A 25596-nucleotide genomic window follows, 5' to 3' on the forward strand; every position below is an offset into this window, starting at 1 on the left:
GCAAATCAATTCCCCGGCGGAGCGGGACTTCCCGCGGGTGCGACATAGTGAACCCGGTCCGCGAATTCACGTTCGGCGGCGCGGTGGGAGGCAAGCACAATGGTCGCATCGGGAAGGTAACCGCGGATTCCAGCCAGCACGTTTCGGGCGGTTTCGCGATCAAGGCCTTCCGTCGGTTCATCGAGAAGGAGCAGAGATGGCCGACGCAGGAGAACGCGAGCGAGCGCCAACCGGCGGCGTTCGCCTCCGGAGAGGCCGGCACCGGATTCGCCCAGCCGGCTGTCGACGCCGCCGCGTTCCTGCACGGCCCGGTCAAGGGCCACCGCGGTCAGCGCGGACCAGGCTTCGCGATCATCGATATCGGGGCGTGCAAGGGCAAGTGCGTCGCGGATCGTGCCGCTGAGAAGGGCACTGCGTTGGGGGAGCAGCGCGACGGCTTCGCGCAAGGCCGGTTCGGACCATTTCCGGGCCGCGATTCCCAGGATCTCCACCTGACCCTCGTCCGGATCGAGCATGCGAGCAGCGAGGTGAAGGATCGTTGACTTGCCGCTGCCGCTGGGTCCCACCAAGGCGACTATCTCGCCGGCACCGATCTTCAGTTCGAAACGGTCGAGAACGGGTGCTTCGGCTCCCGGATGCATGAATCGCACATCGCGCATCACCAGAGCCGGGCTGTCTCGTCGGGTTGTCGGCGGCCACTCGTCTATCCGATCCGCGGAGTTCTCGCCCGTCGCAAGCAGGCGGTTTACCCGGCGTGCGGCGTCGGTCATGCGTCCAATCTCCGCCATGCCGCGCCGAAGCGGGCCGAGCATCTCGGCAAGCGCAAGGGCGGCGAAGAAACCAAGCGCGGCGCGGGCAGGGTCGATCGATCCCGTTTTCGCCAGCATCGCTCCGGCCAGCAGGGCTCCCGCTGCCGCTGCGGATTCGGTCACCGACAGGATGATGCCGCCAGTGCGCTCGATGCGGTCGGTGCGAGCGACAGCGGCGCGCATTCGTGCCTCCGCCGCCGTGACATGTTCCATTCGCGTGGCGAGCTTTCCCGATACGGCCAGATCCGCGCGCGCACGCAGCAAGTCGACGAAACGCATGCGAAAGGCATTGAGCGCGAGTTGCCCGCTACGCGACGGTTTGCGCGAGCGCCAAGCGACAAAGACCAGTGCGAGCGCGGAACCCGGCACATAGGTGGAAAGCAGCCAGGTTACGACACGGGGATCAACCAGGAACCGCAACACCGCCGCCGTCAATGCGACAGCGGTCAGGGCGGAGACGATGGGGATCAGCAGTCGGAGCGCCACGCCGTCGAGGGCATCGACATCCCGCGTCAGGCGGTTGAGCTGTTCGGATGCACGCAGCGCGGGAAGTCGTGCGAATGGCGTGTTGGCCAACGCCGCGAGCAGCTGTACCCGGAGCCGGGCGAGGCTGCGCAGTGTCGCGTCATGGGTCAGGATACGTTCGCCGTACCGTGCGGCTGTACGGCCGAGTGCGAGGAAACGCACACCGGCACTCGGGCGAAAAACGTCGAAAGCAATGCCGGCGCCGGCCACTCCGGCGAGACCCGCGGCGGTAATGAACCAGCCGGAAAGGCCCAGCAGCGCGATACCGGCGATCAGGACAAGCATGGCCAGTGCGGTGCCGCGCAGAAGCGCCCACCACTCATGTGACCAGATGCGCCGAATGATCGGAAGAAGCGTCTTCATTCCGCGTTCTCCAATTCGACGATCCGATCAAGCCGGCCAGCCAGTTCCATGTCGTGGGTAGCGACGATCAGGGTCGTGCCACGGCTCGCCAAGGCCAGCAGCCCTTCGGTCACGGCCTTGGCCGTAGCTTCGTCGAGATCCGCTGTCGGCTCGTCGGCCAGCACGACGTCGGCATCCGAATAAAGTGCCCTTGCAATCATGAGCCGGCGCGCCTCGCCGCCGGAAACGCCGTGGCCGGTCTCGCCGAGCTGCGTGTCCAGGCCGCGCGGCAATGCCGCGACGATGCCTTCCGCCGATGCCTTTGCAATCGCTTGCGATAGGCGCGCATCGTCCCGGTCTTGCGCTGACAAAAGCAGATTTGCGCGCAGGCTCTCGTTGAAAAAGTGCGGTGCCTGCCCGATCCATCCGAGCCGCGCGCGCCAGGCGTCGGCGATTTCGTCGTCGAGATGCACTCCGGCGACCTCGATCTTTCCGTCCGTGGCTGGTGCGAGCCCGGCCAAGAGCGCCAGCAAGGTCGTCTTGCCGCTGCCGCTGCGGCCGGTAATGGCCAGCGACTCGCCGGCTTCAACACGGATGTCCGGAAAGTGGATCTTCCGACCGCCGGGTGTCGTCCAAAGCAAGTCACGGGTGACAATGCGTGCCGATCCGGAAAGCGGCGCGGTACTGGCGCCCGCACCCAGCATGGGCATTTCGTGTCCGCATTCCATTTCGGCGATCTCGCCGGCAACGGCAAGGGCGGACGCCTTGTCGTGCCAGGCGGCGGCAAGATCGCGCAGTGGCTGAAAGAAATCAGGCGCGAGCAGCAGAAGGAAGATGCCTTCTCCCGCCGTCAGCGGGGTTGCCCAGGCACCGAAGCGCAACTCGCCAATAAGCGCGAAACCGACATAGACTGCCACCAGGGCCACGCCTATGGCGGCGAACAGTTCCAATACGGTCGAGGACAGAAAGGCGATACGCAGGACTTCCATTGTCTGGCGGCGCAGGCGGTCGGCGGCGGCTTCGAAGTCGTCGACGGTGCGTCCCACCGCATCCAGCAGGCGCAAGTCCGTAAGTGCCTGAATGCGTTCAAGCAGCAATGCGTTCATGCCGCCTATCTCTTGCATCTGCCTTTCGCTTGCGTCACGTGCCGCCATGCCGACGAGCGCCATGAATACCGGGATGAGCGGGCCGGCCACCAGCAGGATCACGCCGACGATCCATGACACTGCAAAGGAGATCGCCAGAATGGCGAGCGGAACGACACGCGTCCGGGCCATGGCCGGGGCGTAGCGGGTAAGATACGGAGCCACCAGATCCAGCTTGTCGGCGGCAAGACTTGCAATCTCCGCGGAAGAATTCCGCCCGGCAACGACCGGCGAGCGGCGCGCCTGTTCCTTCAGCATTTTCGCCCGCTCCCTTGACAGCGTCGTGTCGGCTACCGCGAATGCCATGCCGCCGGCAATGCTCGACAATACGGCGCGCAGAATCCCGATGGCGAAAAAAGCGACACTCGCCACCAAGGGACCGGGGAACGGGTCTTCGTCGGCGATCAGCGCCGCCAGCTGGCCGGCGACGAGGGCGGCCTGCGGAATCCACAACAGCGAGGTCAGTGCGGTCAGCCAGGATGCCGCGGACAGGCGTCGTCGATCCGGCGCGAGCATTCCGTCAAGGCGTGCTGCCGCCCTTGCTTTACTGGCCCGTTCGTCCATTTCTCGATGCGTTGTTGCGGTGAAGAGCGATTGCACTTTCCACCTGCAGGCAAGCATTTCAAATGATCCTGATCAAGCCATCCCGCCATTCAGGTGCCTGGTCGGCCCGACTTCAGTCCGTGTTGTCGGGCACAAGATGCGGCAGACGAAGGCGGGGCTGGAAGACATAACAACACTCCTTTCCGGATGTCGGGTGTCTTCTCAGATGGCTGCCGGTTATGCGTCCAGCACGGCGTCGATTTCGGCCATGATCGCATCGGGCAAGGGCCCCTTTTCGAGAGTGCCCAGATTGTCGCGGACCTGGGTCTCGGACTTGAAGCCAGGAACGGGAATCGCGTGGGGCGCCTTCGCCAGGATCCAGCCAAGCGCCCCCTGCGCCAGGCTTCGTCCGCCGGTACACAGGAGATCTCGTATCGCCTCCAGACGAGTGGCGAATTCGGGGGTCGCCCTGCCGTTCCGGAAGTATTTCATCCAGTCCAGTTTTTCAGCGCGCAGATCGCCCGGGCCGACAGCCTTGCCGCCGCGATACTTTCCGGTCAGCAGGCCCATGGCCAGCGGCAACCGGTTGAGGGATATCAGCCCGGCCTCTTTCGCAAATGCCATCAGCGGTTCGGCGCGGTCGAAGATGTTGTGGTCGTTCTCGATCGCGACGAAGCCGTCCCGGCCGGCGAAAGCGCGGGCGCTTTCCACGTGGTCCGTCGACCATCCGTAGGCACCGATGATGCCCGCGTCGCGCAGTTCGTCCAACGTATCGAATACGAAACCGGCCTCGGCGGGATCGAAATCGTTGACATGGAAGAGCACGAGATCGAGTCGATCCCGCTGCAGGTTCAACCGGCTCTGATCGACTGTCTCCCGGATAAGGGCGGGCGTCAGCCGCTCGTCGAGAAACTGACGCGTGCCGGGATCGACCCTGTGACCGAACTTGGTAACGATGACCAGGTCGTCTCGTCCTCCAAAAGCCTGGCCGAGCAGCCACTCGGAATGGCCCCCGCCATAGGCCGCGGCGGTGTCGAAGACCCTGGCGCCCATCTCGTCCGCGACTCTCAGGCCGGCAAGTGCGGCGGCGTCATCGACTTCGCCATAATTGAGTGAAACGGCGCCGCTCATCATTCGCCCACCGATCGCCCAGCATCCCACGCCTACGCGGGGGACACGAGCTCCGTTCCACAAGGTCATTTGGACGGCCATATGCATCTTCCTCATTGTTGCCGGGCTTTTTTCATGCGCAGGGCATGAATGCTTCCAGAGCGTGCAAGCGGCATCAACGACCATTGCCGAAAGGCGGCTTTCAGATATGAAAGGTTTGGCGGAATCCGCATTCGATCGGCCGACGGATTCGCCGGATGCATCGTGCGGCGTTTCGGTTGTCCCTATCAGAATGCCTGGGACGGGAGCCAGAGCACGAGTGCCGGGAAGGCAACCAAAAGCGCCAGCCGCAGGATGTCCGCCAAGATGAATGGCAGAATGCCCCGGATCACAGTGGCCTGCGTGACGTCCCTTGCCGCAGCCTGGACGACGAACAGGTTCATTCCGATGGGCGGGGTGATCAATCCGATCTCCGCAACCGTGACCACGACGATACCAAACCAGACAAGATCGTAGCCGAGTTCCGCCGATACCGGTGCCAGCAGCGGCACTGTCAGCAGGATCATCGACATCGAATCCATGAAGCAGCCTAGCACGATGTAGAAGATCAGGATCAGGATCATGATCGCGAGCGGGCCGAGGCCGATATTGCGGATTTGCTCGATAAGGAATTGAGGAAGACCGGTGTTCTCAAGGAAGAAGTTGAACAGCGCGGCCCCAATCAGGATGAAGAAAATCATTCCGGTCAGGCCTGCGGTTTCGAAGACCGATGCCTTCAGCGTTGCCCGGTTCAACTCGCCGGAAAGCAGCGCCAAGAGAAAGGCGCCCACTGCTCCGACCGCGGCAGCTTCGGTCGGCGAAAACCATCCCAGGTAGATACCGCCGATGACCACCAGGAAGAGAAGCACCACCGGCCAGACCTGCCCCATGTGCCGCAGCCGTTCCCGCCATCCGGTTCGGGCGGTTCGGGGCGCCATGTCCGGCTTCATCCGCACGCGGATCATGATTGCTACGGAATAGAGCAGCGCTCCAAGCAGGCCGGGTACAAGAGCCCCGATGAAAAGCTGACCGATGGAACTTTGGGTCAGCAGACCGTAGATCACCAGGAGCACAGAGGGCGGAATCAGCACGCCCAGCGTGCCGCCGGCGGCGACGGTCGCGGTGGACAGCGACGCGTCGTAACCGTGCCGCTTCATCTCGGGCAGGGCGACCCGTCCGATCGTGGCGACGGTGGCGAGGGACGATCCGCAGATCGCGCCGAATACCGCGCTGGCCCCCACTGTGGTGATGGCGAGACCGCCCTTGCGATGGCCGACGAAGGCGTTGATGACGTTGAAGAGAGATTGGGACAATCCCGCGTGCGAGGCAAAGACCCCCATCATGACGAAAAGCGGGATTACGGAAAACGAGTAGGGAAAGATCGACTCGAACGGGCTTGAGCCCAGTATGTAGGCCACACCGGTCCAACCGTTGAGATACCAATATCCTAGAGCGCCGATCACTGCCATCGAGATCGCGACGGGCAGGCCAAATGCGATCAGGGTCAATGCCGCGAAGAAACCGGCCAATCCAAGAACCGCGTCACTCATTGGGCGCCTCCTGCCTCAGGGCATTAAGAAAACGCAGGGTCGCGCCGATCATCGAGGCGGCAAGGCCGACCAGCAGCGGATACCAGTACCAAGCGATCGGAATGCCAAGCTGCTGTGACCTGTCGCCGAACATGGTGCGGGTGCGGAAAGTCAAGAAGCCCTGCCAGAGCATGAACGCCAGGAGCGCGAGAGTCACAAGTGCGGATACGATCACCAGAAGCTGCGTCACCGACCGCGGTAACGCGGCGAGCAGGAAGTCCACGCTTACATGGGTGGCCTCCATGAAAGCATAGGGCATTACCAGCCAGGCGCCGGCCATCACGAAGAGCTGGACAAGATCCACCACCCCTTCGATAGGCATCCCGAACTGGCGTCCAATCACGTCCGCCACTGTCACTGCCGCAGCCGCGCCATAAGCCAGAACGCCAGCAACCGTCATTGCCAGTACGAGGCTCCTCGCCCGCTTTGCGAGTTGTATCAACGGCCACCCTCCTGCAAACGTCAAACTCCGGCCCGATCCGTGATCAGGCCGGAGTCACGATCACGCCACGATCGGCATCAGTCCCGATGCGAGGCTTCGTATTCCGCGATCCTGTCCTGCATCTTCTGATAGATTTCGTCAGCGTCGTCGATACCCGCATCCTTCATTTTCTGAAGATAGGCGGACATCATCGGCTGGAGTGCCTCGCGCCAGCGCGCGCGTTCATCGTCGGCGAGCTCGCTGATCACGTGGCCGGCATCGATAGCCTGCTGACGGCCGGGCGCATCCCACTTGTCCCACCAATCGCCGAATTTTGCGACCAGCGCATCTCCGGAGTACTTGTCGACACAGGCCTGCGCCTCCGGCGATAGACGATTGTAGGAGCGCTCGTTCATCACGAAGAAGAAGGACACCGTGTAGACACCGGCGTCGAGGTGATATTGCAGAACCTCGTTCAAGCCGAACGACTTGACCGGATCCCATGGGAACACCGTGCCGTCGATGACGCCGCGCTGAATATTCTCGTAGGCCTCGCCCGGCGGCAAGCCTTGCGGGTCGGCGCCGAGGAAGGACAGCATGTCCGATATTGCCGGAGACGGGGTGCGAATGCGCAGCCCCTTCAGGTCTTCCATCGTCTCGACCTTCTTCTCCGAGGTGTGAACCAGCCCACCATTGTGAGCGTGCAGCGCCAACACCTTCATGCCCTCGTATTCCTCGGCCAGTTCGTCGGGCAGCATCGACCACAGGGCATAGGTCGCCGCGCCGGCATCGTCGGTAAGGAACGGCATGTCGATCAGCGATGTGCGCGGGAAACGCCCCCGCGGGATGCCGTGCAGGCCGTGGGCGATATCGACCACGCCAGCCATCACCTGCTCCTGCTGACGGGCGACATTGCCGAGCTGCGTGCCTGCCGGATAGATCTCGAACTCGACCTCACCGCCGGTGCATTCCGACACCTGCCGGGCCCAGGGCTCGATGAAGTCCGTATGGATGCCGTGTACCGCAGGCAGATAGTGGCTGATCTTCATTTTCGTTTTGGCCTCGGCGCCAACCGCGCCCGATACGGACACCGCCGCCGCCAGCGCCATGCCGGCCACAATGTTGGATGCGAATTTCATTTGGAGATCCTCCCTCTGGACGTTGATTCTGTTTGAAGACCGGTGCCGCCGCGGCTCAGAGCGCCAGCGTGATCCGGCTCCCGTTTTTCGCACGCGAGCAACAGGCCATCATGCGTGTGTTTTCGGCTCTTTCCGCGCGGGTAAGCACCTTGTCACGGTGGTCGATGTCTCCTGCGAGAACGGAAACCTCGCAACTTCCGCACAGGCCTTCGCAACAATCGGAGGCCACGTCTATGCCGGCGGCGCGGATTGCGTCGAGCAATGTCTGGTCGGCCGCAACCTTCAACGAGAGGCCCGAATCCTTCAACTCGACCTCGAACGCGCTTTCCTTCTCGGGGTCGAGTGCGGAACTGTCGGCCGTGAAATGCTCGAAATGGAGCGTGCCTTCGGGCATATCGGCTGTCAGATCCTCCAACGCGGCGATCATCCGGTCGGGGCCGCAGCAATAGATCTGGCCGCCATCAGGCAGGCCCGCAACAATCGTCGGGAGGTCCGCACGCCGACCTTCGTCCCCCGCGTAGACCGTCAGCCTCTCGCCATGGTCGGCCGCGAGCCGATCCAGAAACGCCATGCTGCAACGCGAACGTCCACAATAGTGGATGGCATAGTTCTTGCCGAGCGCCTTCAGACGGTCGGCCATGGCCAGTATCGGCGTAATGCCGATTCCGCCAGCAATCAGTACATGGTGAGCGGCCTGCTCGTCCAAGCGGAAAAGATTGCTCGGACCGCGCATTCGAAGCTCCGTTCCCTCGCGCACGGTGTCGTGAATGTGGCGAGACCCGCCGCGGCCTCCGTCCTCGCGCAGTATGGCGACTTCATAGCCCGATGCTCCCGGCTTGCCGCATAGCGAATACTTACGGTCATATTCGCCCACGCACAGTTCGACATGGGCACCGGGACTCCACGCCGGAAGCGGACGCCCCTTCGCATCCTCGAGCGTCAGTCCGATTATTCCGTCTGCCTCCCGGCGCACCTCGGCAACGCGAATCTTGCGCGCGATGTCGCGGCGCGACGGCGCGCCGACGGGAAAGTGGAGATGTTCACGTGCAAGGGCGGGGTGTTTCCGTTCCGGATTCTGCGCCGGATCCCATTCGACCCAGAGGTGATCCGGTCCGCGGAACGAGGTGTTGGGCAGATAGGTGAATTCCTGCTCGGCCAGCCGCAAGTGAGGCAGGCGGCGCGTCATTTCCTCAAGAAAAATGCGCATCTCCATCCGGCCAATGTTCTTGCCCATGCATTGATGGCTGCCATAGCCGAAGGTCAGGTGATCGATGGCGTTGTCCCGGTAAATGTCGAAGGTGTCTCCGTCCTCGAAGTGGCGCTCGTCCCGGTTGCCCGAGGCCTGTACGATGAGCAGCTTCGCGCCCTCCGGCAGGTCGATGCCGCCGAGGCTGGTCGGTGCCGTGGTCTGACGTCGCCACGCAACGATCGAGCCGGCATAGCGCAGGCATTCCTCGACCGCGTTCGGGACCAGACTTGGATCGGCGCATATGTCGTCCCAGGCATCGCGGTGGGTCAGAAGCGTCTTGAACATGTTCGCCGAGGCCAACGAGGTCGTTTCGTGTGCGGCGACGATGATTGCCATCATCATCGAATGCACATAGCTGTCGGTGACCACATCGGGCATTGTGGCATTCTTGCGGATGGTCTCGTGCATCCAGCCGGTGCCTTCGGGCTCGCTTTTCATCTTCTCGATGATCTCGCCCGCATATTTCCAGAATCGTCCCACGTCATGGGCGATCGCGACCTGCTGTTCATCCGTCGGGCGTCCCCAGGTGTTGACCGAGTGCGCGACCGAGAATTTCCTGAGAACCGCGATTTCGTCCTCGGGCACGCCGAGAAAATGCAGCGCCACGTTCAGCGGCACCTCGTAGAGCATGGCGTCAACGAGATCGACGCGACCGGTATCGATGAATTCATCCATCTTCTCGCGCGTCAGGCGGCGGACCATTTCCTGGTGCTTTTCGAGATTGGCGGGGATGAAATGGTCCATCAGTGCGCGGCGGCGCTCCATATGTGCCGGCTCGTCCTCGTTCACCATTGTGCGGTTCATCGCGTAGCCGTAGCTTTTCAGGACCTCAACGGCTTCCGCGGTGGCCGGGGTGATCTTTTCCAGCACGTTCCGCGGAGAAAACAGGATGTTGTCGCGGAACACCGCCTTGATGTCCTCGTAGCGGCTGACCACCCAGTAACCCAGCCGGGGAGCGTAGAAGACGGGCAACTGGTCGCGCGACCAGCGCAGCGCCTCCGCCGGGTCCAACTGGTAGGGGGGCTGAAAGGGGTCGAACTCGCGCGCCAGCGCTGCCGGATCGAATGCGGGACAGGTGTCCCGGGCCGGGGAGGAAGCAGATTCGCTGCTGAAGGGGCATTCCCGCGAAGCCCGCGACGGGTGCTCAACCGTGCCTGTCATGCTGCCCCTCCCATCGGTCGCATCATTCCAATTTCCTGTAATTCATCTTTATCGGACAATCAATCTCTATTATAGTTACAAAATCGCGCGCAATCGGGTAACGCTGTTGCCGGGCGGTAGCGATTGTGAATAAAGGCCGGTCCGGACAAGGGGCGACGAACTCGGGAAACAGAATGGGAAATGGCACGCTTCAAACGCTTGATCGCGGCATAGAAGCATTGCTGCTGATCGCGCGCACGCCCGGCGGGGTGAAGGTCGGCGAACTGGCCGGCCGGTTGAACCTGCACCGTGCCATAGCCTATCGGATCGTTGCCACGCTTGCCGACCGGGGCATGGTCCGGCGTCTCGATGACGGGCGGATCGTGCTTGGCGCAGCGGCGTTTCTGCTGGCTGCGCAGGCAGGCGGTATTGTCCGTTCGTTGGCGCGACCCGTCCTGGAAGACCTCGCGGAACAGACCGGCGCGACAGCGTTTCTTTCCATGGCGGAAGGCGCCGAGTGCGTGGTCGTGCTGACCGCCGAACCGCGCGAAGCCGATGTAAACATCCATTACCGGGTGGGGACACGTCACCCGATCGATCGCGGCGCGGCAGGAATCGCGATTCTGTCGACGCGGCCCGAGCGACCGGACGACTCGGTGGATATCCGTTTTGCCCGCGCGCACGGGTACAGTGTCACGCGCGGCCAGCTGCACAAGGGGGCGGTTGGCGTATCGAGCCCGGTTCGTTTACCTAGCGAGGCATTCGCGGGGATGGACTATTCCATCGGCGTTGTCGCCTTGGAGACACTGGAAATGGATATGGTGTGTCGAGCCGTTCCGGAGGCGGCCCGCGCCTTGTCCGCAAGGTTTGCCTGAGGCTTCGCCGCCGTTCGGGGAACGGGTTTCAAGACAAGAGTGCAAAAGCTCGAAGTGCCGATCGAGGCAATTCGGCGGATTACCCGGGCAAATGCGATCAATCCGGGGGTGGGCGCGTTCGGCGGGCCGGTTCCTGGCGTCGGCGTCTTGGCCGTGCTCAAGGGCCCTTGGGCGCCCCATCATGACATCTCTTTACACACATAAGTGCAGTGTCGTTTCCGGGCGGATGGGCTGTCCGGAATACTGCCGGTGCCGTCCCATTTTTGAAGCGAAATCAGTTCTTTCTAATCGGTGACGCAGGGTTGCTTCGCGCCCGTTCCGGTGAGCCGCCGCTGGCTGTGCCCCAGAATCAACTTGTCAAAATTTGGAAATCAATTATACGAGCATGGTTACAAATATGTACGAATAGGAGGAGAACATGTTTGTGTTGAGAACCAATTTCTTCAAGGCATTGACCCTGGCCGTAGGACTGGCCTTGCCGGTCGCATCCGCCAGTGCGGCCGAACTGCGCGGCTGGAATATTCATGTCGAGGATTATCCGGTATCCATCGGAATGGAATCCTTCATGAAGGAGGTCACCGAGAAAACGGGAGGAGAGATCACCGGCAAGATCTTCCATAACGGTGTCCTGGGCTCCCAGCCCGACGCGATCGAGCAGACCCGCCTCGGCGTGATCGATTTCGGCGAGTTCAACCTTGGTCCGATGGGGCAGTCAATTCCGGAGGCCAACGTCGTTTCGCTGCCCTTCATCTTCAAGAGCATCCCGCAGATGTACAGGCTGATGGACGGCGAGGCCGGAGAGGCCATCGGCAAAGGGATGGAGGCCAAGGGACTGGTTCCGCTTGGCTGGTATGATGCCGGTGCACGCTCTTTCTACAATTCGATCAAGCCGATCAACACGCCCGACGACATCAAGGGCATGAAGGTCCGGGTCATGAGCAATGACCTGTTTGTAGGCATGGTTGAATCCATGGGGGGCAACGCGACGCCGATGGCGTTCGCCGAGGTGTTCCAGTCGCTGAAGACGAACGTGATCGACGGCGCCGAGAACAATCCGCCGTCATACGAGTCCACCAGCCACTACGAGGTTGCGAAATACTATTCGCTGACCGAGCACCTGATCATTCCCGAGTGCCTGTGCATGTCCAAGAAGACTTGGGACAAGCTCACTCCCGAACAACAGGCGATCGTCAAGGAGGCCGGGCGCAATAGCGCGGAACTGCAGCGCAAGCTCTGGGCCGAGCGTGAGAAGGCCAGCATGGAAAAGGTCATCGCGGGCGGTGTCACAGTCAACGAGATTGCCGACAAGAAGCCGTTCCAGGATGCAATGGAGCCGGTATACGAGGCGTTTCTTGCCGAGAACCCGGATCTTGCCGATCTCGTCAACCTGATCCGCAACGCTGACTGACAACGGCATCTGCCGCCCGGCCTTTCAGGAGAAAGGCCGGGCATGTTTCATTGCTTGCATGTATCTGGAAAGTCTGATCGATGAATGATCATGCCGAAATCGTTGGGCGTATCGAGGCGGTTCTGGCCCGGATCAGCGCCGCCTGCATCTTCCTGGCGTCCTGTGCGCTCGTGGTTCTGGTGGTAACGTTCGGTTGGCTCGTATTCGGGCGATACGTTCTCAACATGACGCCGACCTGGGTGGAACAACTCGCGCTTCTGCTTGTGGGATACATCGTCTTCCTGGGCGCGGCAGCAGGCGTTCACGATGACGGTCACCTGGGCGTTACAATGTTCAGGGATGCGCTGGGCGAACGGGCCCGCATGGCGGTGCTGATCGTTGCGGATTTCATTCTGGCGATTTTCGGGGGCGTCATGTTCGTTGCCGGCATGGAACTCATGCATTTTGGCTGGGACACGCGCCTTCCCATGCTCGACCTGCCCGAAAGCATTCGCACGCTGTCGATGGTTTGCTGCGGCGGCCTGATGGTTCTTTTTGCGGGATTTCGCGCTGGTTGCCGTGTCTGGCGGTTTCCACACGCAGTCACCACACCTGTCGATGAGGGGCGCTGAAAATGGGGCTGGCAATTCTGCTTGGCGTCTTCGCCGTAGGCGTGGTTATCGGGCTGCCGGTGGCCTTTGCCATGGGGATCGCCGCCGCCACGGCCTTCTGGTTCGAAGGCTTCCCGATGCTGATCACGTTTCAGCGCGCAATGGCCGGTGTCACCGTATTCTCTCTGCTGGCCATCCCGTTCTTCGTCTTCGCCGGCGAGATCATGCTGCATGGCGGCATCGCCGTGCGCCTGGTCCGCTTCGCCTCGGCGCTTGTGGGCCATATCCGGGGCGGCCTTGCAATGGTCAACATCTTTTCCAGCATGTTGTTCGGTGGCATTTCCGGATCGGCGATTGCCGATATCTCCGCTCTGGGATCGCTTCTGGTTCCTGTCATGAAGGAGCGCGGTTACCGGCCCGAATATGCCGTCAACGTTACGGTTACATCGTCGATTGCCGGAATCGTTATTCCGCCCAGCCACAACATGATCATCTTTGCCGTGGCAGCCGGCGGCGGCATTTCCGTTTCAAGCCTGTTCCTGGCCGGCGTGATACCGGGCATCTTGATGTGTCTCTGCCTGGCGGTCGCCGCCTATATCCTGGCCGTGAAGCACAAGTATCCCTCCGAACCCTTTCCCGGCGGTGCTGAGCTGGCGCGAACCGCCCTGGATGCATTGCCCGGACTGGTCACCGCCGTGATCATTGTCGGCGGCACCTTGTCCGGAGTGTTCACGGTTACCGAATCGGGCGCATTCGGCGCGATTTACGCCTTGCTGCTCACGACGTTCTTTTATCGCAGCTTGAACTGGAAGGGCTTCGTCACCGCCGTTGTCTCGTCGGTTCGCACCACGGTCATGGTGATGATCCTCATCGCCTTCGCCAGTTCCTTTGCCTATCTGCTCGCGCTCTATCAGGTTCCCGCCAAGCTCAGCGACTTGCTCGTTTCGATTTCGGAAAACCGATATGTCATCCTGCTGATGATCAATGTCATCCTGCTGCTGCTTGGCATGATCATGGACATGGCTGCACTGATCCTGATCTGTACACCGATCTTCCTGCCGATCGTCACGGGGTTGGGGATGGCGCCGGAGCATTTCGGCATCATGCTGCTGATCAATCTCGGCCTCGGGCTTTGCACGCCGCCTGTCGGAACCTGTCTCTTCGTTGGCTGCGCCGTCGGCAAGGTGAAGATCGAGGACTCCGTTCGCACGATCTGGCCCTTCTACCTGGCGATTCTCGCCGCGTTGCTTCTCGTGACCTACGTGCCCGGCTTCTCCATGTGGTTGCCGGGGCTGTTTTGAAGGTGAACCATGGGCAGATCCCTGAAAAATCCCCCAGGAGACCCGCTTCCGGAGAAGGTCCGGGAGGCGCTGGCACATGTCAGCACCGCAACCCTGACGACCGTTCTCTTCAGGCGCGGCCTCAGGAATGTGTTCCTGCAGGGGCCGAGGCGGGTGGCGCCGGGCCGGAACATGGTCGGATTCGCCTATACCCTGCGCTATATCCCCGCGCGTGAGGACCTGGACGTGCTGGAATCCTTCGCGGATCGCAACAATCTGCAGCGCAGGGGTGTCGAGGAATGTCCCGCAGGGGCGGTCTTTGTCATCGATGCGCGGGGCGATGCCACTGCGGCCTCGGCCGGCGCCATCCTGGCCACCAGGCTGCAGGCGCGGGGCTGTGCCGGCGTCGTGACCGACGGCGGCTTCAGGGACACCCCCGAGATCGCCACGCTTGGCATGCCTACCTACCAAGTCCGCCCGAGCGCCCCGACGAATATTACGCGGCATCATCCCATCGCTCTCAACGAACCGATCGCGTGCGGCGGAGTGGCGATCTATCCGGGCGATACCATCGTCGGCGACAATGAAGGAGTTGTCTGCATCCCGTCGCATCTCACCGAAAGTGTGGCGGTCGAGGCGGCCGAGATGACGGTGTTCGAAGATTATGTAATGGAGAGGGTGAAGGGCGGCTCGTCCATATACGGGCTGTATCCTTCGACACTCCAGCAAACCGCGGATGAATTCGAGGCATGGCGAAAAGCAAAAGACAGATAGAAGAAACGGAATTCGGACCGGCCGGACATTCGATTCGTGTCGTGCGGGATATAACTCTCGCGGACTCGGTCTATGAACGCATTCTGGGAATGATCGTGGACGGAACGATCGCCGTCGGCGAAAGGATGCCTTCGGAGCATGAGCTCTGCAAGGTGCTGAACGTGTCCCGCCCGGTGCTCAGGCAGGCCTTGAAGCAGCTGCGCAGCGACGAGGTGATCGTGTCACGCCAAGGGTCGGGCTCCTATGTCATTCGCCGTCCGGATAGGGGCGTTTTCGATTTTGCGCCGGTCGGTTCCGTTGCCGATATCCAGCGCTCGTTCGAGTTTCGCACGGCTATCGAGGGCGAAGCCGCCTTCCTGGCCGCTCAGAGGTGCAGCGAAACCGATCTCGCGCGTATCGAGGCGGCATTGCGCGAACTGGATCGCTGCATCGATTCGGGAGAACTCGGCGTTGAGGCCGACGAAGCGTTCCACGTCGCGATATGCGATGCCTCCCACAATCACTACTTCGCGGTTGCCCGCACCGCCATGAAGGAAACCATCCTGACCGGCATGAATCTTACCCGCAACCTGTCTCTCACCAAGTCGCGGGAGCGATTGGAGCTCGTTCAGCGGGAGCATAACGCAATCATGGACGCGATCAGGGCGCATGACCCGGACACGGCAAGGACGCAAATGCGCGCCCACATCGAGAATGCACGCAAGCGGGTATTTGAAGGCAGCCCTGCGGAACACTGACTATCAGAAGATATCTGAAACAGGAGCACACTCATGCAACTCAAGGGCAAGGTAGCGATCGTCTCTGGCGGAGGCCGCGATATCGGCAGGGCGTGCGTCATGCGTCTGGCCGAAGCGGGGGCAAAGGTCGGGATAAACTATCATAGTAGCAGCGAGGGGGCCGAAAGCGCCGTCGAGGAAATCAGGGCTGCGGGCGGCGCGGCATTCGCCATGCAGGGCGACATGACCAATGAGGCGGATGTCCAGGCTTTCGTCGACCGTGCAGTCAGCGAGTTCGGCAAGATCGATATCGTGATTCCGGTGACGGGAGGTCTCGTATCCCGCAAGACGGTTGGCGAGATGACCCTCGATTTCTGGCGCAGGGTGATGGATCTCAATGCCACCTCGGCATTCCTTCTCGTGAAGGCGGCGCTGCCCCACATTCCGGAAGGCGGTGCGATCGTGAACATGGCATCGCAGGCAGCAAGGGACGGCGGCGGGCCCGGGGCGGTCGCCTATGCCGCTTCAAAGGGGGCTGTCGCGACGATGACCCGCGGCCTGGCGAAGGAACTGGGGCCGAGGATCCGGGTGAACGCGATCAATCCGGGTATGATCGACACGGATTTTCACAACACGTTCACGAAACCGGAGGTGCGCAAGCGCGTGGCGGAGAGCACGCCTCTGAAACGCGAGGGCACATCGGAGGACGTGGCGAATCTCGCGGTCTATCTCGCCTCCGACGAGGCAGGATTCATCACCGGTGCCTGCATCGACATCAATGGCGGCATGTTGTTCTCGTAGTGCCCGGTGGCTTCGGACCCGGTTCCGGAGCTTTCGGTGCCCGCGGAGCCTGTTGAGGATCAGACGGTCGAGACGGTCGAAGCGACCCCGACATCGCCTCGTTCGCCCTACAGGTCCCTGTTCCTGAACGGTGCGATGAACGTTGTCGCTCTCAATATTCCGGCATGGCTGCCAAGCCGACGCGGGAATGAGGCCGAACCCGAGGGCGCGATGACTTGCGGTGCGAAGGGATTCGTAGATCCCTTCTTTCCCAGGTTTGAGGCAAGGGGACCATGATGGGTAAAGCCGGCTTCAGCGACAATTTCAAACGGGACGCGGATGATTGCGTTCATGATACGACATGTTGTAGCCGATACCATTCGTAGGGAGGCAGGCGGATAACGACTACGGGTACTTTCGTTCTCCGAGTCCTTATGGATCTCTAGGTATTGGTTCACCAGATTGAAGTGTGATGCATGGGTTCCGAGAACGAGGCTGCGACTGGGAGTTGGTTCCTTTGAGCCAGTGCAGATTGGTACGAATTTTGCCCAGTTATAAGAGTCCCTAGTTCGTCTACGTTACCGCCAGTTCCCTCGCGGCCGATCATCCGAGGATCAGAAGCTCGAAGGTGACGCACACCGGGTTCGTTCCCCGCAATAGCACGCCTTCCGCAATTGCACCGTCAATACCAACCAGGGCTATATCGAGCCGCGCTCTCGGGCCATCCTTCGACTTCGTCACTTGTCCGTCGCGGATCAGAACTTCGGTGGCGTATGACGAAACATGGCCTCCCCCCTCGAAATCGGCACCGACAAGGCTGCCAATTCCCAGCACTTCCGCATCTTCGAAACCGTGTTCGTCGCAAATCGCCTCGATCGCTTCGCATATATCCTGATTCGGCCGAACCGTGGCGAGCACTGCGCGGCGCGGCGTCTCGACGTCCGACGCTTTCGCGATTTGCGGCGAAAAGAGTCGGAAATTCGTTTCGGCATCATCAGTTGCATCGAACAGCGCTCCGGAAATGCCAACGGCGCGGACCTTCGTGGCCTCCCGCAATTCGGCTTCGAAGGGCAGGAGGTGGCCCATGCGAAGTCCTTCGTCCTGTAACTCCCATAGGCCATGGCAGTGGAGAAAGGGTTCTCCATCCCGGCGCCCCAGATGAAGCCCCGCACTGCATATCGTGCCGCCTGAAGAAGGTGCGAAGGTTTCGCTGTACCAAGCGGCGTGGCTCTCATCGGGACTCTCAGCGGGAACAACGTAATCCAGGCGCTTCATCGGCACGTCGTCAAGCAAGGCATAGCCCGCCTCGAACCCATGCGACGAAAACGCATCGGCCAGGCTGGTATTGAAGCTTTTGCCCGGTTCCAGCGTGAGTGACAGTGCCTGCGCCCGGCACGCAACGGCGGTGTGGCGTTCATGCGCCGGCGGTCCGGGATGCCGGATGCTGCGGCCGCTCATTCGGAAATCCCTGCCGTGATGAAACCGCCGTCGACGGCAATTACCTGCCCGTTCACGTAGCCGCCATCGTCAGAGATGAGGAACGCGACTGTTCCCGCGACCTCTTCAGTCGTTCCATAGCGACGGAGGGGCACCTTCCTGTGCCATTGGGCGCGCACATCTGCAGTATGCACCTTGCGGGCAAGTGGCGTATCGATCGGGCCCGGCGCGACGGCATTCACCCGGATACCGTGGGGACCGAGTTCATTCGCCATCACCATGGTCATGGTGTTAATGCCGCCCTTTGATGCGCCGTAGGCGCTGCGGCCCTTGTTGCCGCGCATGCCCGAGATGGAGCTGATGTTGACGATGGATCCCGCATCGCCACGTTCGAGCCAGATGCGAGCAGTCTCTCGCGACACGATGAAAGAGCCGATCAGGTTGACCTCCAGAATGCGGCGGAATTCCTCGACGCTGGTGTCGACTGCCGGACTGTCCACCGCGATGCCCGCAGAATTGACGACACCTGCAAGCTGTCCCGTTTGTGTCACTTCTCCGATGGCTTTGCCAACCGACACCTCGTCGGCCACATCGCAAACGATGCCCCGTTCCGCGGGAATGCCGAGTTCGGCGCAGGCTTCCGCCAGAGTCCGCCGATTCAGGTCCAGAAGCCAGGGGGCGAAGCCGCGTGCCAGAAGCAGCTTCGCGGATGCAAAGCCGATCCCGGACGCGCCGCCCGTGATGGCGACACTCTTCATGGTTTCTCCTCCCATCGTGCCTCAACCGGTCTCGGCCGTCACGAAGACCGGCATCTCTCCACGCCTTTCGAGCTCCTCGCGGATCATCTTCTTGGTGATCTTGCCATAGGCCGACTTCGGCATGGCATCCCAGAAGAGAAACCGTTTGGGCACCTTGTAGCGAGCCATCTTTCCATCGAGCCAGGAACGCAGATCGATGCTTTCCGCATTCACTCCCGGCCGTGCGATGCAAACGGCGACACCGACTTCACCCCAGACGGGATCGGGCACCCCCAGCACCGCCGCCTCCGTTATGTCGGGGTGCATAAGGATCTTTTCCTCGATTTCCCGAGGATAGATGTTGGAGCCGCCCGAGATATACATGTCCGACGAACGCCCCGTTATGTAGAGGAAGCCCTGCTCGTCCATTCGGCCCAGATCGCCTGTGCGGAACCAACCGTTGCGGAAGGATTTCTCATTCGCTTCCGGATTGTTGAAATACCCAGCAAAGACCGCAGGGCCGATGACGCAGATCTCGCCGGTTTCGCCCGGCGGAACTTCGTTGCCGCGTTCGTCCTGTATCTGCACCTGCATGCCCGTGCGCTCGAAGCCGCAGGTGCCGATGCGGGCCTCCTCGCCGTCGTCGAGCGAATGCGCAGCAGGTGGAAGAACGGTGATGTTGCCGGTTACTTCGCCAAGGCCGAAATACTGAACGAGAACGGAACCAAGCGTCGCCAGCGCCTTCTTCTGGTCGGCCCGGTACATTGGCGCGCCGGCGTAGATCACGTAGCGAAGCGTCGAGTGATCGAAGCGCTCCACGGAGGGATCCTCCACCAGCATCTTCAGGATGGTCGGGACGGTAAACATGTTTGTCACCTTCCATTTCTCGACCAATGACCAGACAAGCGGCACATCCAGCTTGTCAGACGGAGGCAAGATCGTCTTGACCGCATGCGCAACCTGGGTGAGCTGATGCACGCCTGCGCCATGAGAAAGCGGTGCGACGACTATCGAAGCATCGTCGGGTCCGGTTCCCGGCATCAGGTCGCAAAGATGGTTGGTGATGACGAATGCGAGCTGGCCGTGGGTCAGCACGGCGGCCTTCGGACGACCCGTGGTGCCAGACGTGAAGAAGAACCAGCACGGATCGTCCCGGTCCACAGCAAAGCTTGGCATCTTCTTGCCGAGATGTCGGGCGACAACCGCGTCATAATCCTCGGCGAAATCCGCGGAACCGATGGAGATGAGGTGCTCGAGATCCGTTGATGCTTCCCTGCAGGCGCGGGCATGTTCGGGAAATGACGCACCGCAGATCATAGCTCGCGCGCCGCTCGCCTGGCAGAGATATGCGACCTCGTCCGGCGCCTGGCGGTAATTGGTGGGAACCCAGACGGCTCCCACCCGGAAACAGGCGAACATGGACTCGAACATCTGGTTGCAGTTCGATGACTGCACCAGCACCCGGTCGCCCTTTCCTATCCCGTAGTCGCTGGCGAGCGCGTGGGCCATGGCCTCGACGCGCGCCTCCATCTCCGACCAGCTCCATACACTGTCGCCCCACACGAAACCGGGATCGTCCGGATGGCGGCGAGCCGCCTGCGTAAGGAAATTGGCCAGGTTCATCACGCGCGTGGAACAGGGCGCGACCCCTCCTCTGGGAGCGGCATTTGTCATTTCACGCGCTCCAGGATGGAAACGTAGTTGGCGACCGCGGCGCCACCCATGTTGAAGACACCCGCAAGCTCGGCATTCGGCACCTGGATGTCTCCGGCCTCCCCGGCAAGCTGCATCGCGGCCATGACATGCATGGAAACGCCCGTCGCGCCGATCGGATGGCCCTTCGACTTCAGGCCGCCGGACGGATTGACCGGCAGCTTGCCGTCCCTCGCGGTCGTGCCCTCACGGACAACGCGATGTCCCTCTCCGGGCCGCGCAAGGCCCATGGCCTCGTACTCGATCAATTCGGCGATGGTGAAGCAGTCATGTGTCTCAACGAAAGAGAGATCGTTGATGTCGAGTTCCGCATCGGAGAGTGCTCCGGACCAAGCGCGCCGGGCGCCTTCGAAGGCCAGCACGTCGCGGCGGCTGAGAGCGAGAACGTCATTGACCTGGCGTCGCGCGCGAAATCCGATGGCGCGCTGGAGCGAAGCCGCCGTTTCCTCGTCGGCAAGCACGATCGCCGCGGCCCCATCGGAGATCAGTGAGCAGTCCGTGCGCCGCAGCGGACCAGCCACATACGGGTTTTTCTCCGAAACCGTATTGCAGAAATCGAAACCGAAATCCTTGCGCATGTGGGCGTAGGGATTGAGCGCACCATTGGCATGGTTCTTGGCCGCGATCATGGCGAGTTCCTCGGAACGGTCGCCATAGCGCTGGAAATAGGTCTGGGCGATTCGGCCGAACAGACCGGCAAAGCCGCCTTCGACATTCGCCTCTTCCTTCCGGTAGCTCGCTCCGAGAAGAATATCCCCCACCTCGGAGGTTGGCAGTGCGGTCATTTTCTCGGCACCCACCACAAGGGCGATGCGGCCACGCCCCGATTCGATGAAATCCATCGCGCTATAGAGCGCCGCCGAACCGGTTGCGCAGGCATTCTCGAGCCGGGTGGCGGGCACGTGCGCCAGCTTCTCGTTGCCCATGGCGACAAGTGCGCCCTGGAAATCCTGCTTCGAGAAACCGTTATTCATTACGCCGACGAAAATCCCGTCGAGGTCGTCCATGTTTATGCCCGCATGGTCCATCGCCGGGGTGGCTACGGAAGCCATGAGCTGCTCGGTATCTTCCAGCTCGGACTTCCCGAAGGGCGAGTGTGCCCACCCAACGATCTGTGCTTTTGTCATTCTATTTCCTCCTCGTCTGCGGCTTTTCCGCAGCGCGTTTGCGAGCGGAGAACATGGCCGTGAGTTTCTTCTCGATGCAAGCGACTTCCTGCTTGAGGTAGCCGGCCAACTCGACCTGTCGAGCCTCCTGCATGCGACTGTCGATGGCTGCGATGCTCAGTGCGCCGGCAAGACGGCCGTCGGGGTAGCTAAACGCCATGCCGATTCCCCAGGAGTTGGCGACAATCAGTCCGGGATTCAGCGAATAGCCTCGCTGTCTGGTCAGGGCGACATCGGCACGAATCCGTCCCGGCGGAAGGCTTGGATAGTGTTCGAGGAGGACCTTCTCGTTGGCGGCCAGCGCTTCATCCACCTCCGCGTCGGAAAGAGCGGCTAGCATGGCGAGGGATCCGGCCCCGACGCCGAGCGGATGCTCGAAGCCCATTTGCAATGCGTGTGTGCGGATCGGATACGTGCCCTCTTCGCGATAGAGGCAAAGCGAGAGCATGTCGCGGCGTACAGAAAGGAAGCTCGTATCCTGCGTACGTTCAGAGAGGCGACCGAGGCTTTCCCGGCATATCTCGAGGAGGTTGAAGCGCTGTGAGGCCAGAGTGCCGAGGACAAAGGCTTCCTCGCCAAGATAGTAGAGCCGGCTCTCCTTGTCCTGCTCCACAAGCCCGCCCCGGATCAGCGCGAGCAGCAGTCGACGCACAGTCGGCTTGTTGAGGCCGCTCTCCTCCACCAGCATGGTCAGGGATGCGCCGCGGTTGGCGTGCCGACCAACCATCGACAGAAGCGCCAAGGCGCGATCGACGCTTTGGGCACCGTTCAACGCTGTTGCCGTCATGCTCTCCAATGGTCCATAATATGGAACAATACTCTATCCGATATGTCCTGAATGTATCAAGCTTTACGAATTATCTTGCAGTAGCTGGAGCAGATTGTAAATTGCTCCTTCCACAAACGTGGAACTTGATCCATTATGTGGACCATATGCGTGATGGAGGTCATGCGGTCTGCATGCCGGCAACGGCGCTATTGACGGAGGAGAAATCATGAAATTTGCAAAGCTGGGCGCGATTGCCCTGTCATCGGCTATCGCGTGCATCGCCATGTTCGGCTCGGCCAGCGCCGAAATGTTGCGGCTCTCACACAATACCGGCGATGCCACCACCTGGCACAAGGGTGCCGAGAAATTCAACGAGCTTCTGAGCGCGGCCACCGACGGTGACCTCACGATCCGTATCTTCCCGAATGCCACGCTCTCGGGCGGCGATCAGATGAAGCAGGCAGAAATGGTCAGCCGTGGAGCCCTGGACTTTGTCATCACGTCAGCGATCAATGTGACTCCGCTGGTCCCGGAGATGGCCGTCTTCTCGCTACCCTATCTCTATTCGAACTATGCCCAGGTCGACGCTACCACCGATGGCGAGCCGGGAAAGAAGATGACCGAAATCATGGCCGATCGCGATATCGTGGTTCTGGCTTGGGGCGAGAACGGTTTTCGGGAGGTTACCAACAACGTGCGCACCATCAAGTCGCCCGAGGACATGAAGGGGCTGAAGATGCGCGTTGCCGGACCGATGTATATTGATGTCATGAACTCGCTAGGTGCCAACCCGCAACAGATGCAGTGGACCGAAACCTTTACCGCGCTTCAGCAGGGCGTAGTCGATGGCCAGGAGAACCCGATCGGTGCCGTGATCATCCCCCAGCGCGTCTATGAAGTGCAGAAGTACATGACCACTTGGCACTACTCCTACGATCCGATCTTCATCGGCGTGAGCAAGAAGCGCTGGGACACGTTCGACGACGCGACCAAGGAGAAGGTCCGGGCGGCCGCAGTCGAAGCCATGGCCTACCAGAAGGAAATCACTCGCAAGAGCACCGAGGAGGGCATTGCATTCCTGCGCGAGAAGGGCATGGAAGTCTATGAGCCCACGGCCGAAGAACTGCAGGCTTTCCGCGAGGCTACCAAGCCGGCCTTTGATACCTGGGCTGCCAAGGTTGGCGAGGAGTTGGTCAAGAGCTTCCAGGATACAGTGGCTGCGACGAACTGACCGCTGCGCAATCCAAAAATGGACCGGCCCGCAAGGCCGGTCCTTCTCCATCGAGCCCCTGGAGACAAGCAATGTCCTTCATCTTGCGTGACGCGGAGAAGATCGCCTGCGCGGTCATCTTTCTGGCCATGACGGCGCTCGGCTTCGTCAATGTCGTTGTCCGCTATACCACCAGCTACTCCCTTGCCTCGACCGAGGAACTCCTGACCAACGGCTTCTTGCTGCTCACCATTCTCGGGGCGGCGGTGGCTGCGCGCAATGGTGATCACTTGGCAGTCACCCTGTTCTTCGAGCTTCTGCCAAAGGGGCTGCGCAAGCTGGTTCTTTTGCTGGCAGGCGTGCTCTCGATCATTCTTCTGGCGCTCTCGGCCTGGTTCAGCTGGGTGCTGGTGTCGAACCAGATTTCGAGCGGCATCCGTTCCTATGCTCTGCAGATCCCGGCCTGGTACTACAGTATTGGCATGCCGTTCGGCTTTGCACTGATCCTGCTCCGCTACGTCCAGCATATACGCGACACCTGGAAGACACTTTCCGACGAGGAACCGCGCCATGCTTGATCTCGGGGCGGGCACGCAAATGCTGATCCTGTTTTTCGTCTTCCTTGTGCTGCGACTGCCGGTTGCTTTCGCGCTTGGCCTTTCCGCTTTATACGCGATGTGGACGCTTGGCTTCGGGCTTGACCTGGTAGGCGATCTCATCGCTACTGGTATCACCAAATTTTCATTGCTTGCCATTCCGTTCTTCATCCTTGCCGGCACGCTTATGGGCTCCCTCGGCATAGCTGAACGCATGGTCCGTTTCTTTCGCGTTCTCATCGGCACTTTGCCGGGCGGAATGGGTGTGGTTGGTACCGTGGTTTGCCTGTTCTGGGGCGCTGTGAGCGGTTCCGGCCCGGCATCGGTTGCCGCAATCGGTCCGCTCATCATCAAGGGCATGGAGGAAGACGGCTACACCCGTTCCTTTGCCGCGGGCCTGGTATGCACGGGCGCGGCCCTTTCCATTGTCATTCCGCCATCGATCGGTCTCGTGATCTATGGTGTGATCGCTGAAACCTCGATCTCTCAATTATTTATTGCGGCCATCATTCCGGGACTATTCATGGGCACCCTGATGCTGCTCACCCTGCCATTTGCCAGAAAGGCCGGAAGCGGTGAAGGTTCGCCCAATCTCAACGAGCTGATGCCCGCACCCTATGAGGAGTTGTCTTATGGCGGCCGCCTGTGGCGCTCTTTCATCGATTCGTTCTGGGGCCTGATGACGCCGGTCGTAATTCTCGGCGGCATCTATTCCGGAGCCTTTACACCCACGGAAGCTGCATTGGTTGCGACTGTCTACGCGCTCTTTGTCGGTGGCCTCATCTACCGCACGCTGACCTTTAGGAGGCTGTATGAATCGCTCACCAACGCCGCAGCATCATCTGCTGTCGTCATGCTGGTGGTTGCCTATGCGAGCCTCTTCGGTTGGGTCGTGACCGTGGATGACCTGATCGGCCAGTACTCTTCGGTCCTGCTGGGGATCAGTGATAATCAATGGGTGATCCTGCTCGTTATCATGTTGATCCTGCTTGTCGCAGGCATGTTCATGGACGCGGTCACCATCATGTTCATCTGCCTGCCGATATTCCTGCCGGTTTCCCGTGAACTTGGCTGGGATCCGGTCTGGTTCGGCATTCTGGTAATGATCAACCTTGCCATTGGCCTTTTCACGCCGCCGGTCGGGATAAATCTGTATGTGGCTGCCAATGTGACTCGCCTGTCCCTGGAGCGGGTCGCTCAGGGCGCCATCCCGTTTCTGATAACGGCCGTCATAGGGCTTGCCATCGTTGCGGCGGTTCCGGAAGTGTCGTCTTTCCTGGCGCCTTGAGCTTTCAAACCCGTTTCGCAGCTTGGCGGATGCGGGCCGCTCAATCTGCCCGTTGTTTCGGCCCTCGTCGGCAGTCAGCCTGTCGGTGTGCGGCAACCGGCATCGACGTGTCTTTCTTCGTGATCTGGCGCCGGATTTGCCACTACGTGGGGAAGCGTTCACGGAAGGGCTCCGCGCGAAGCGACCGGGCTTTCCAAGCCAGACAT

22 protein-coding genes are annotated in these 25596 nt (G+C 61.1%); 10 read left to right on the top strand and 12 right to left on the bottom strand.

Annotated elements, in window-relative coordinates:
* Positions 1–5: 5 nt before the first annotated feature.
* From cydC to HTY61_RS00355, 7 genes are all read right to left on the bottom strand, one after another.
* Positions 6–1697, bottom strand: a complete 1692-nt coding sequence (gene cydC, locus HTY61_RS00325; protein ID WP_175274917.1) for a thiol reductant ABC exporter subunit CydC — start codon at positions 1695–1697, stop codon at positions 6–8.
* Entirely contained in the window at positions 1694–3385 is a 1692-nt protein-coding gene (cydD, locus tag HTY61_RS00330; protein WP_175274918.1) for a thiol reductant ABC exporter subunit CydD, read from the bottom strand. The genes cydC and cydD overlap by 4 nt, the downstream gene beginning before the upstream one ends.
* Positions 3386–3601: 216 nt before the next feature.
* Positions 3602–4495, bottom strand: coding sequence for an aldo/keto reductase (locus HTY61_RS00335; protein ID WP_343045200.1), 894 nt, complete (start codon positions 4493–4495; stop codon positions 3602–3604).
* Between the two features lie 266 nt (positions 4496–4761).
* Positions 4762–6063 (bottom strand): TRAP transporter large permease, encoded by a 1302-nt coding sequence (locus HTY61_RS00340; protein ID WP_175274920.1) that lies wholly within the window; start codon positions 6061–6063, stop codon positions 4762–4764.
* Entirely contained in the window at positions 6056–6544 is a 489-nt protein-coding gene (locus tag HTY61_RS00345) for a TRAP transporter small permease (RefSeq protein ID WP_197945338.1), read from the bottom strand. Before HTY61_RS00345 ends, HTY61_RS00340 begins: the two co-directional genes overlap by 8 nt.
* Positions 6545–6621: 77 nt before the next feature.
* The gene (locus HTY61_RS00350; RefSeq protein ID WP_175274921.1) at positions 6622–7662 is read right to left on the bottom strand and encodes a TRAP transporter substrate-binding protein; all 1041 of its coding nucleotides are present in this window, start codon (positions 7660–7662) and stop codon (positions 6622–6624) included.
* A gap of 55 nt (positions 7663–7717) precedes the next feature.
* Positions 7718–10072 (bottom strand): cytochrome P450/oxidoreductase, encoded by a 2355-nt coding sequence (locus HTY61_RS00355; protein ID WP_175274922.1) that lies wholly within the window; start codon positions 10070–10072, stop codon positions 7718–7720.
* Positions 10073–10290: 218 nt separating this feature from the next.
* Here HTY61_RS00355 and HTY61_RS00360 point away from each other — a divergent pair, with 218 nt between their 5' ends.
* The 7 genes from HTY61_RS00360 (at position 10291) to HTY61_RS00390 (ending at position 16495) form a co-directional block, all read left to right on the top strand.
* Complete coding sequence (locus tag HTY61_RS00360; protein ID WP_197945339.1) at positions 10291–10926, top strand: IclR family transcriptional regulator; 636 nt, start codon at positions 10291–10293, stop codon at positions 10924–10926.
* A gap of 418 nt (positions 10927–11344) precedes the next feature.
* On the top strand, positions 11345–12334 hold the full coding sequence (locus HTY61_RS00365) for a TRAP transporter substrate-binding protein (protein WP_175274924.1): 990 nt from the start codon (positions 11345–11347) through the stop codon (positions 12332–12334).
* 80 nt (positions 12335–12414) lie between these two features.
* On the top strand, positions 12415–12945 hold the full coding sequence (locus tag HTY61_RS00370; protein ID WP_175274925.1) for a TRAP transporter small permease: 531 nt from the start codon (positions 12415–12417) through the stop codon (positions 12943–12945).
* 2 nt (positions 12946–12947) lie between these two features.
* Entirely contained in the window at positions 12948–14225 is a 1278-nt protein-coding gene (locus HTY61_RS00375; RefSeq protein ID WP_175274926.1) for a TRAP transporter large permease, read from the top strand.
* Between the two features lie 9 nt (positions 14226–14234).
* Positions 14235–14978 carry a ribonuclease activity regulator RraA gene (locus HTY61_RS00380; RefSeq protein WP_175274927.1) on the top strand — a complete coding sequence of 248 codons (744 nt, stop codon included), beginning with the start codon at positions 14235–14237 and terminating at the stop codon, positions 14976–14978.
* The gene (locus HTY61_RS00385; RefSeq protein WP_175274928.1) at positions 14954–15715 is read left to right on the top strand and encodes a FadR/GntR family transcriptional regulator; all 762 of its coding nucleotides are present in this window, start codon (positions 14954–14956) and stop codon (positions 15713–15715) included. Before HTY61_RS00380 ends, HTY61_RS00385 begins: the two co-directional genes overlap by 25 nt.
* A 33-nt stretch (positions 15716–15748) precedes the next feature.
* Positions 15749–16495 (top strand): SDR family NAD(P)-dependent oxidoreductase, encoded by a 747-nt coding sequence (locus HTY61_RS00390; protein ID WP_175274929.1) that lies wholly within the window; start codon positions 15749–15751, stop codon positions 16493–16495.
* Between the two features lie 582 nt (positions 16496–17077).
* Here HTY61_RS00390 and HTY61_RS00395 read toward each other — a convergent pair.
* From HTY61_RS00395 to HTY61_RS00415, 5 genes are read right to left on the bottom strand one after another with little or no spacing between them, the layout of a single operon-like run.
* A complete protein-coding gene (locus tag HTY61_RS00395) occupies positions 17078–17932 on the bottom strand; it encodes a PCC domain-containing protein (RefSeq protein WP_175274930.1) in 855 nt (284 codons plus the stop codon).
* Positions 17929–18669: an SDR family NAD(P)-dependent oxidoreductase gene (locus tag HTY61_RS00400; protein WP_175274931.1), complete on the bottom strand. Its 741-nt coding sequence runs from the start codon at positions 18667–18669 to the stop codon at positions 17929–17931. The genes HTY61_RS00395 and HTY61_RS00400 overlap by 4 nt, the downstream gene beginning before the upstream one ends.
* 21 nt (positions 18670–18690) lie before the next feature.
* Complete coding sequence (locus tag HTY61_RS00405) at positions 18691–20322, bottom strand: acyl-CoA synthetase (protein WP_175274932.1); 1632 nt, start codon at positions 20320–20322, stop codon at positions 18691–18693.
* Positions 20319–21488, bottom strand: coding sequence for an acetyl-CoA acetyltransferase (locus HTY61_RS00410; protein ID WP_175274933.1), 1170 nt, complete (start codon positions 21486–21488; stop codon positions 20319–20321). Before HTY61_RS00410 ends, HTY61_RS00405 begins: the two co-directional genes overlap by 4 nt.
* Before the next feature lies 1 nt (position 21489).
* Complete coding sequence (locus HTY61_RS00415) at positions 21490–22314, bottom strand: IclR family transcriptional regulator (RefSeq protein ID WP_175274934.1); 825 nt, start codon at positions 22312–22314, stop codon at positions 21490–21492.
* Between the two features lie 208 nt (positions 22315–22522).
* Here HTY61_RS00415 and HTY61_RS00420 point away from each other — a divergent pair, with 208 nt between their 5' ends.
* From HTY61_RS00420 to HTY61_RS00430, 3 genes are all read left to right on the top strand, one after another.
* On the top strand, positions 22523–23527 hold the full coding sequence (locus tag HTY61_RS00420) for a DctP family TRAP transporter solute-binding subunit (protein WP_175274935.1): 1005 nt from the start codon (positions 22523–22525) through the stop codon (positions 23525–23527).
* A 71-nt stretch (positions 23528–23598) separates the two neighbouring features.
* Positions 23599–24084: a TRAP transporter small permease gene (locus HTY61_RS00425; protein WP_175274936.1), complete on the top strand. Its 486-nt coding sequence runs from the start codon at positions 23599–23601 to the stop codon at positions 24082–24084.
* Positions 24077–25390, top strand: a complete 1314-nt coding sequence (locus tag HTY61_RS00430; RefSeq protein WP_175274937.1) for a TRAP transporter large permease — start codon at positions 24077–24079, stop codon at positions 25388–25390. Before HTY61_RS00425 ends, HTY61_RS00430 begins: the two co-directional genes overlap by 8 nt.
* Positions 25391–25596: the final 206 nt, after the last annotated feature.

The organism is Oricola thermophila, from assembly GCF_013358405.1.
Lineage (GTDB): Bacteria > Pseudomonadota > Alphaproteobacteria > Rhizobiales > Rhizobiaceae > Oricola > Oricola thermophila.

Coding starts and splice junctions, on each gene's coding strand:
- HTY61_RS00410 (WP_175274933.1), bottom strand. CDS start 21,488: ATGACAAAAGCACAGATCGTTGGGTGGGCACACTCGCCCTTCGGGAAG.
- HTY61_RS00400 (WP_175274931.1), bottom strand. CDS start 18,669: ATGAAGAGTGTCGCCATCACGGGCGGCGCGTCCGGGATCGGCTTTGCA.
- cydD (WP_175274918.1), bottom strand. CDS start 3,385: ATGGACGAACGGGCCAGTAAAGCAAGGGCGGCAGCACGCCTTGACGGA.
- HTY61_RS00430 (WP_175274937.1), top strand. CDS start 24,077: ATGCTTGATCTCGGGGCGGGCACGCAAATGCTGATCCTGTTTTTCGTC.
- HTY61_RS00365 (WP_175274924.1), top strand. CDS start 11,345: ATGTTTGTGTTGAGAACCAATTTCTTCAAGGCATTGACCCTGGCCGTA.
- HTY61_RS00385 (WP_175274928.1), top strand. CDS start 14,954: ATGGCGAAAAGCAAAAGACAGATAGAAGAAACGGAATTCGGACCGGCC.
- HTY61_RS00395 (WP_175274930.1), bottom strand. CDS start 17,932: ATGAGCGGCCGCAGCATCCGGCATCCCGGACCGCCGGCGCATGAACGC.
- HTY61_RS00350 (WP_175274921.1), bottom strand. CDS start 7,662: ATGAAATTCGCATCCAACATTGTGGCCGGCATGGCGCTGGCGGCGGCG.
- HTY61_RS00370 (WP_175274925.1), top strand. CDS start 12,415: ATGAATGATCATGCCGAAATCGTTGGGCGTATCGAGGCGGTTCTGGCC.
- HTY61_RS00335 (WP_343045200.1), bottom strand. CDS start 4,495: ATGAGCGGCGCCGTTTCACTCAATTATGGCGAAGTCGATGACGCCGCC.
- HTY61_RS00420 (WP_175274935.1), top strand. CDS start 22,523: ATGAAATTTGCAAAGCTGGGCGCGATTGCCCTGTCATCGGCTATCGCG.
- HTY61_RS00425 (WP_175274936.1), top strand. CDS start 23,599: ATGTCCTTCATCTTGCGTGACGCGGAGAAGATCGCCTGCGCGGTCATC.
- HTY61_RS00405 (WP_175274932.1), bottom strand. CDS start 20,322: ATGACAAATGCCGCTCCCAGAGGAGGGGTCGCGCCCTGTTCCACGCGC.
- cydC (WP_175274917.1), bottom strand. CDS start 1,697: ATGAAGACGCTTCTTCCGATCATTCGGCGCATCTGGTCACATGAGTGG.
- HTY61_RS00380 (WP_175274927.1), top strand. CDS start 14,235: ATGGGCAGATCCCTGAAAAATCCCCCAGGAGACCCGCTTCCGGAGAAG.
- HTY61_RS00390 (WP_175274929.1), top strand. CDS start 15,749: ATGCAACTCAAGGGCAAGGTAGCGATCGTCTCTGGCGGAGGCCGCGAT.
- HTY61_RS00375 (WP_175274926.1), top strand. CDS start 12,948: ATGGGGCTGGCAATTCTGCTTGGCGTCTTCGCCGTAGGCGTGGTTATC.
- HTY61_RS00355 (WP_175274922.1), bottom strand. CDS start 10,072: ATGACAGGCACGGTTGAGCACCCGTCGCGGGCTTCGCGGGAATGCCCC.
- HTY61_RS00415 (WP_175274934.1), bottom strand. CDS start 22,314: ATGACGGCAACAGCGTTGAACGGTGCCCAAAGCGTCGATCGCGCCTTG.
- HTY61_RS00340 (WP_175274920.1), bottom strand. CDS start 6,063: ATGAGTGACGCGGTTCTTGGATTGGCCGGTTTCTTCGCGGCATTGACC.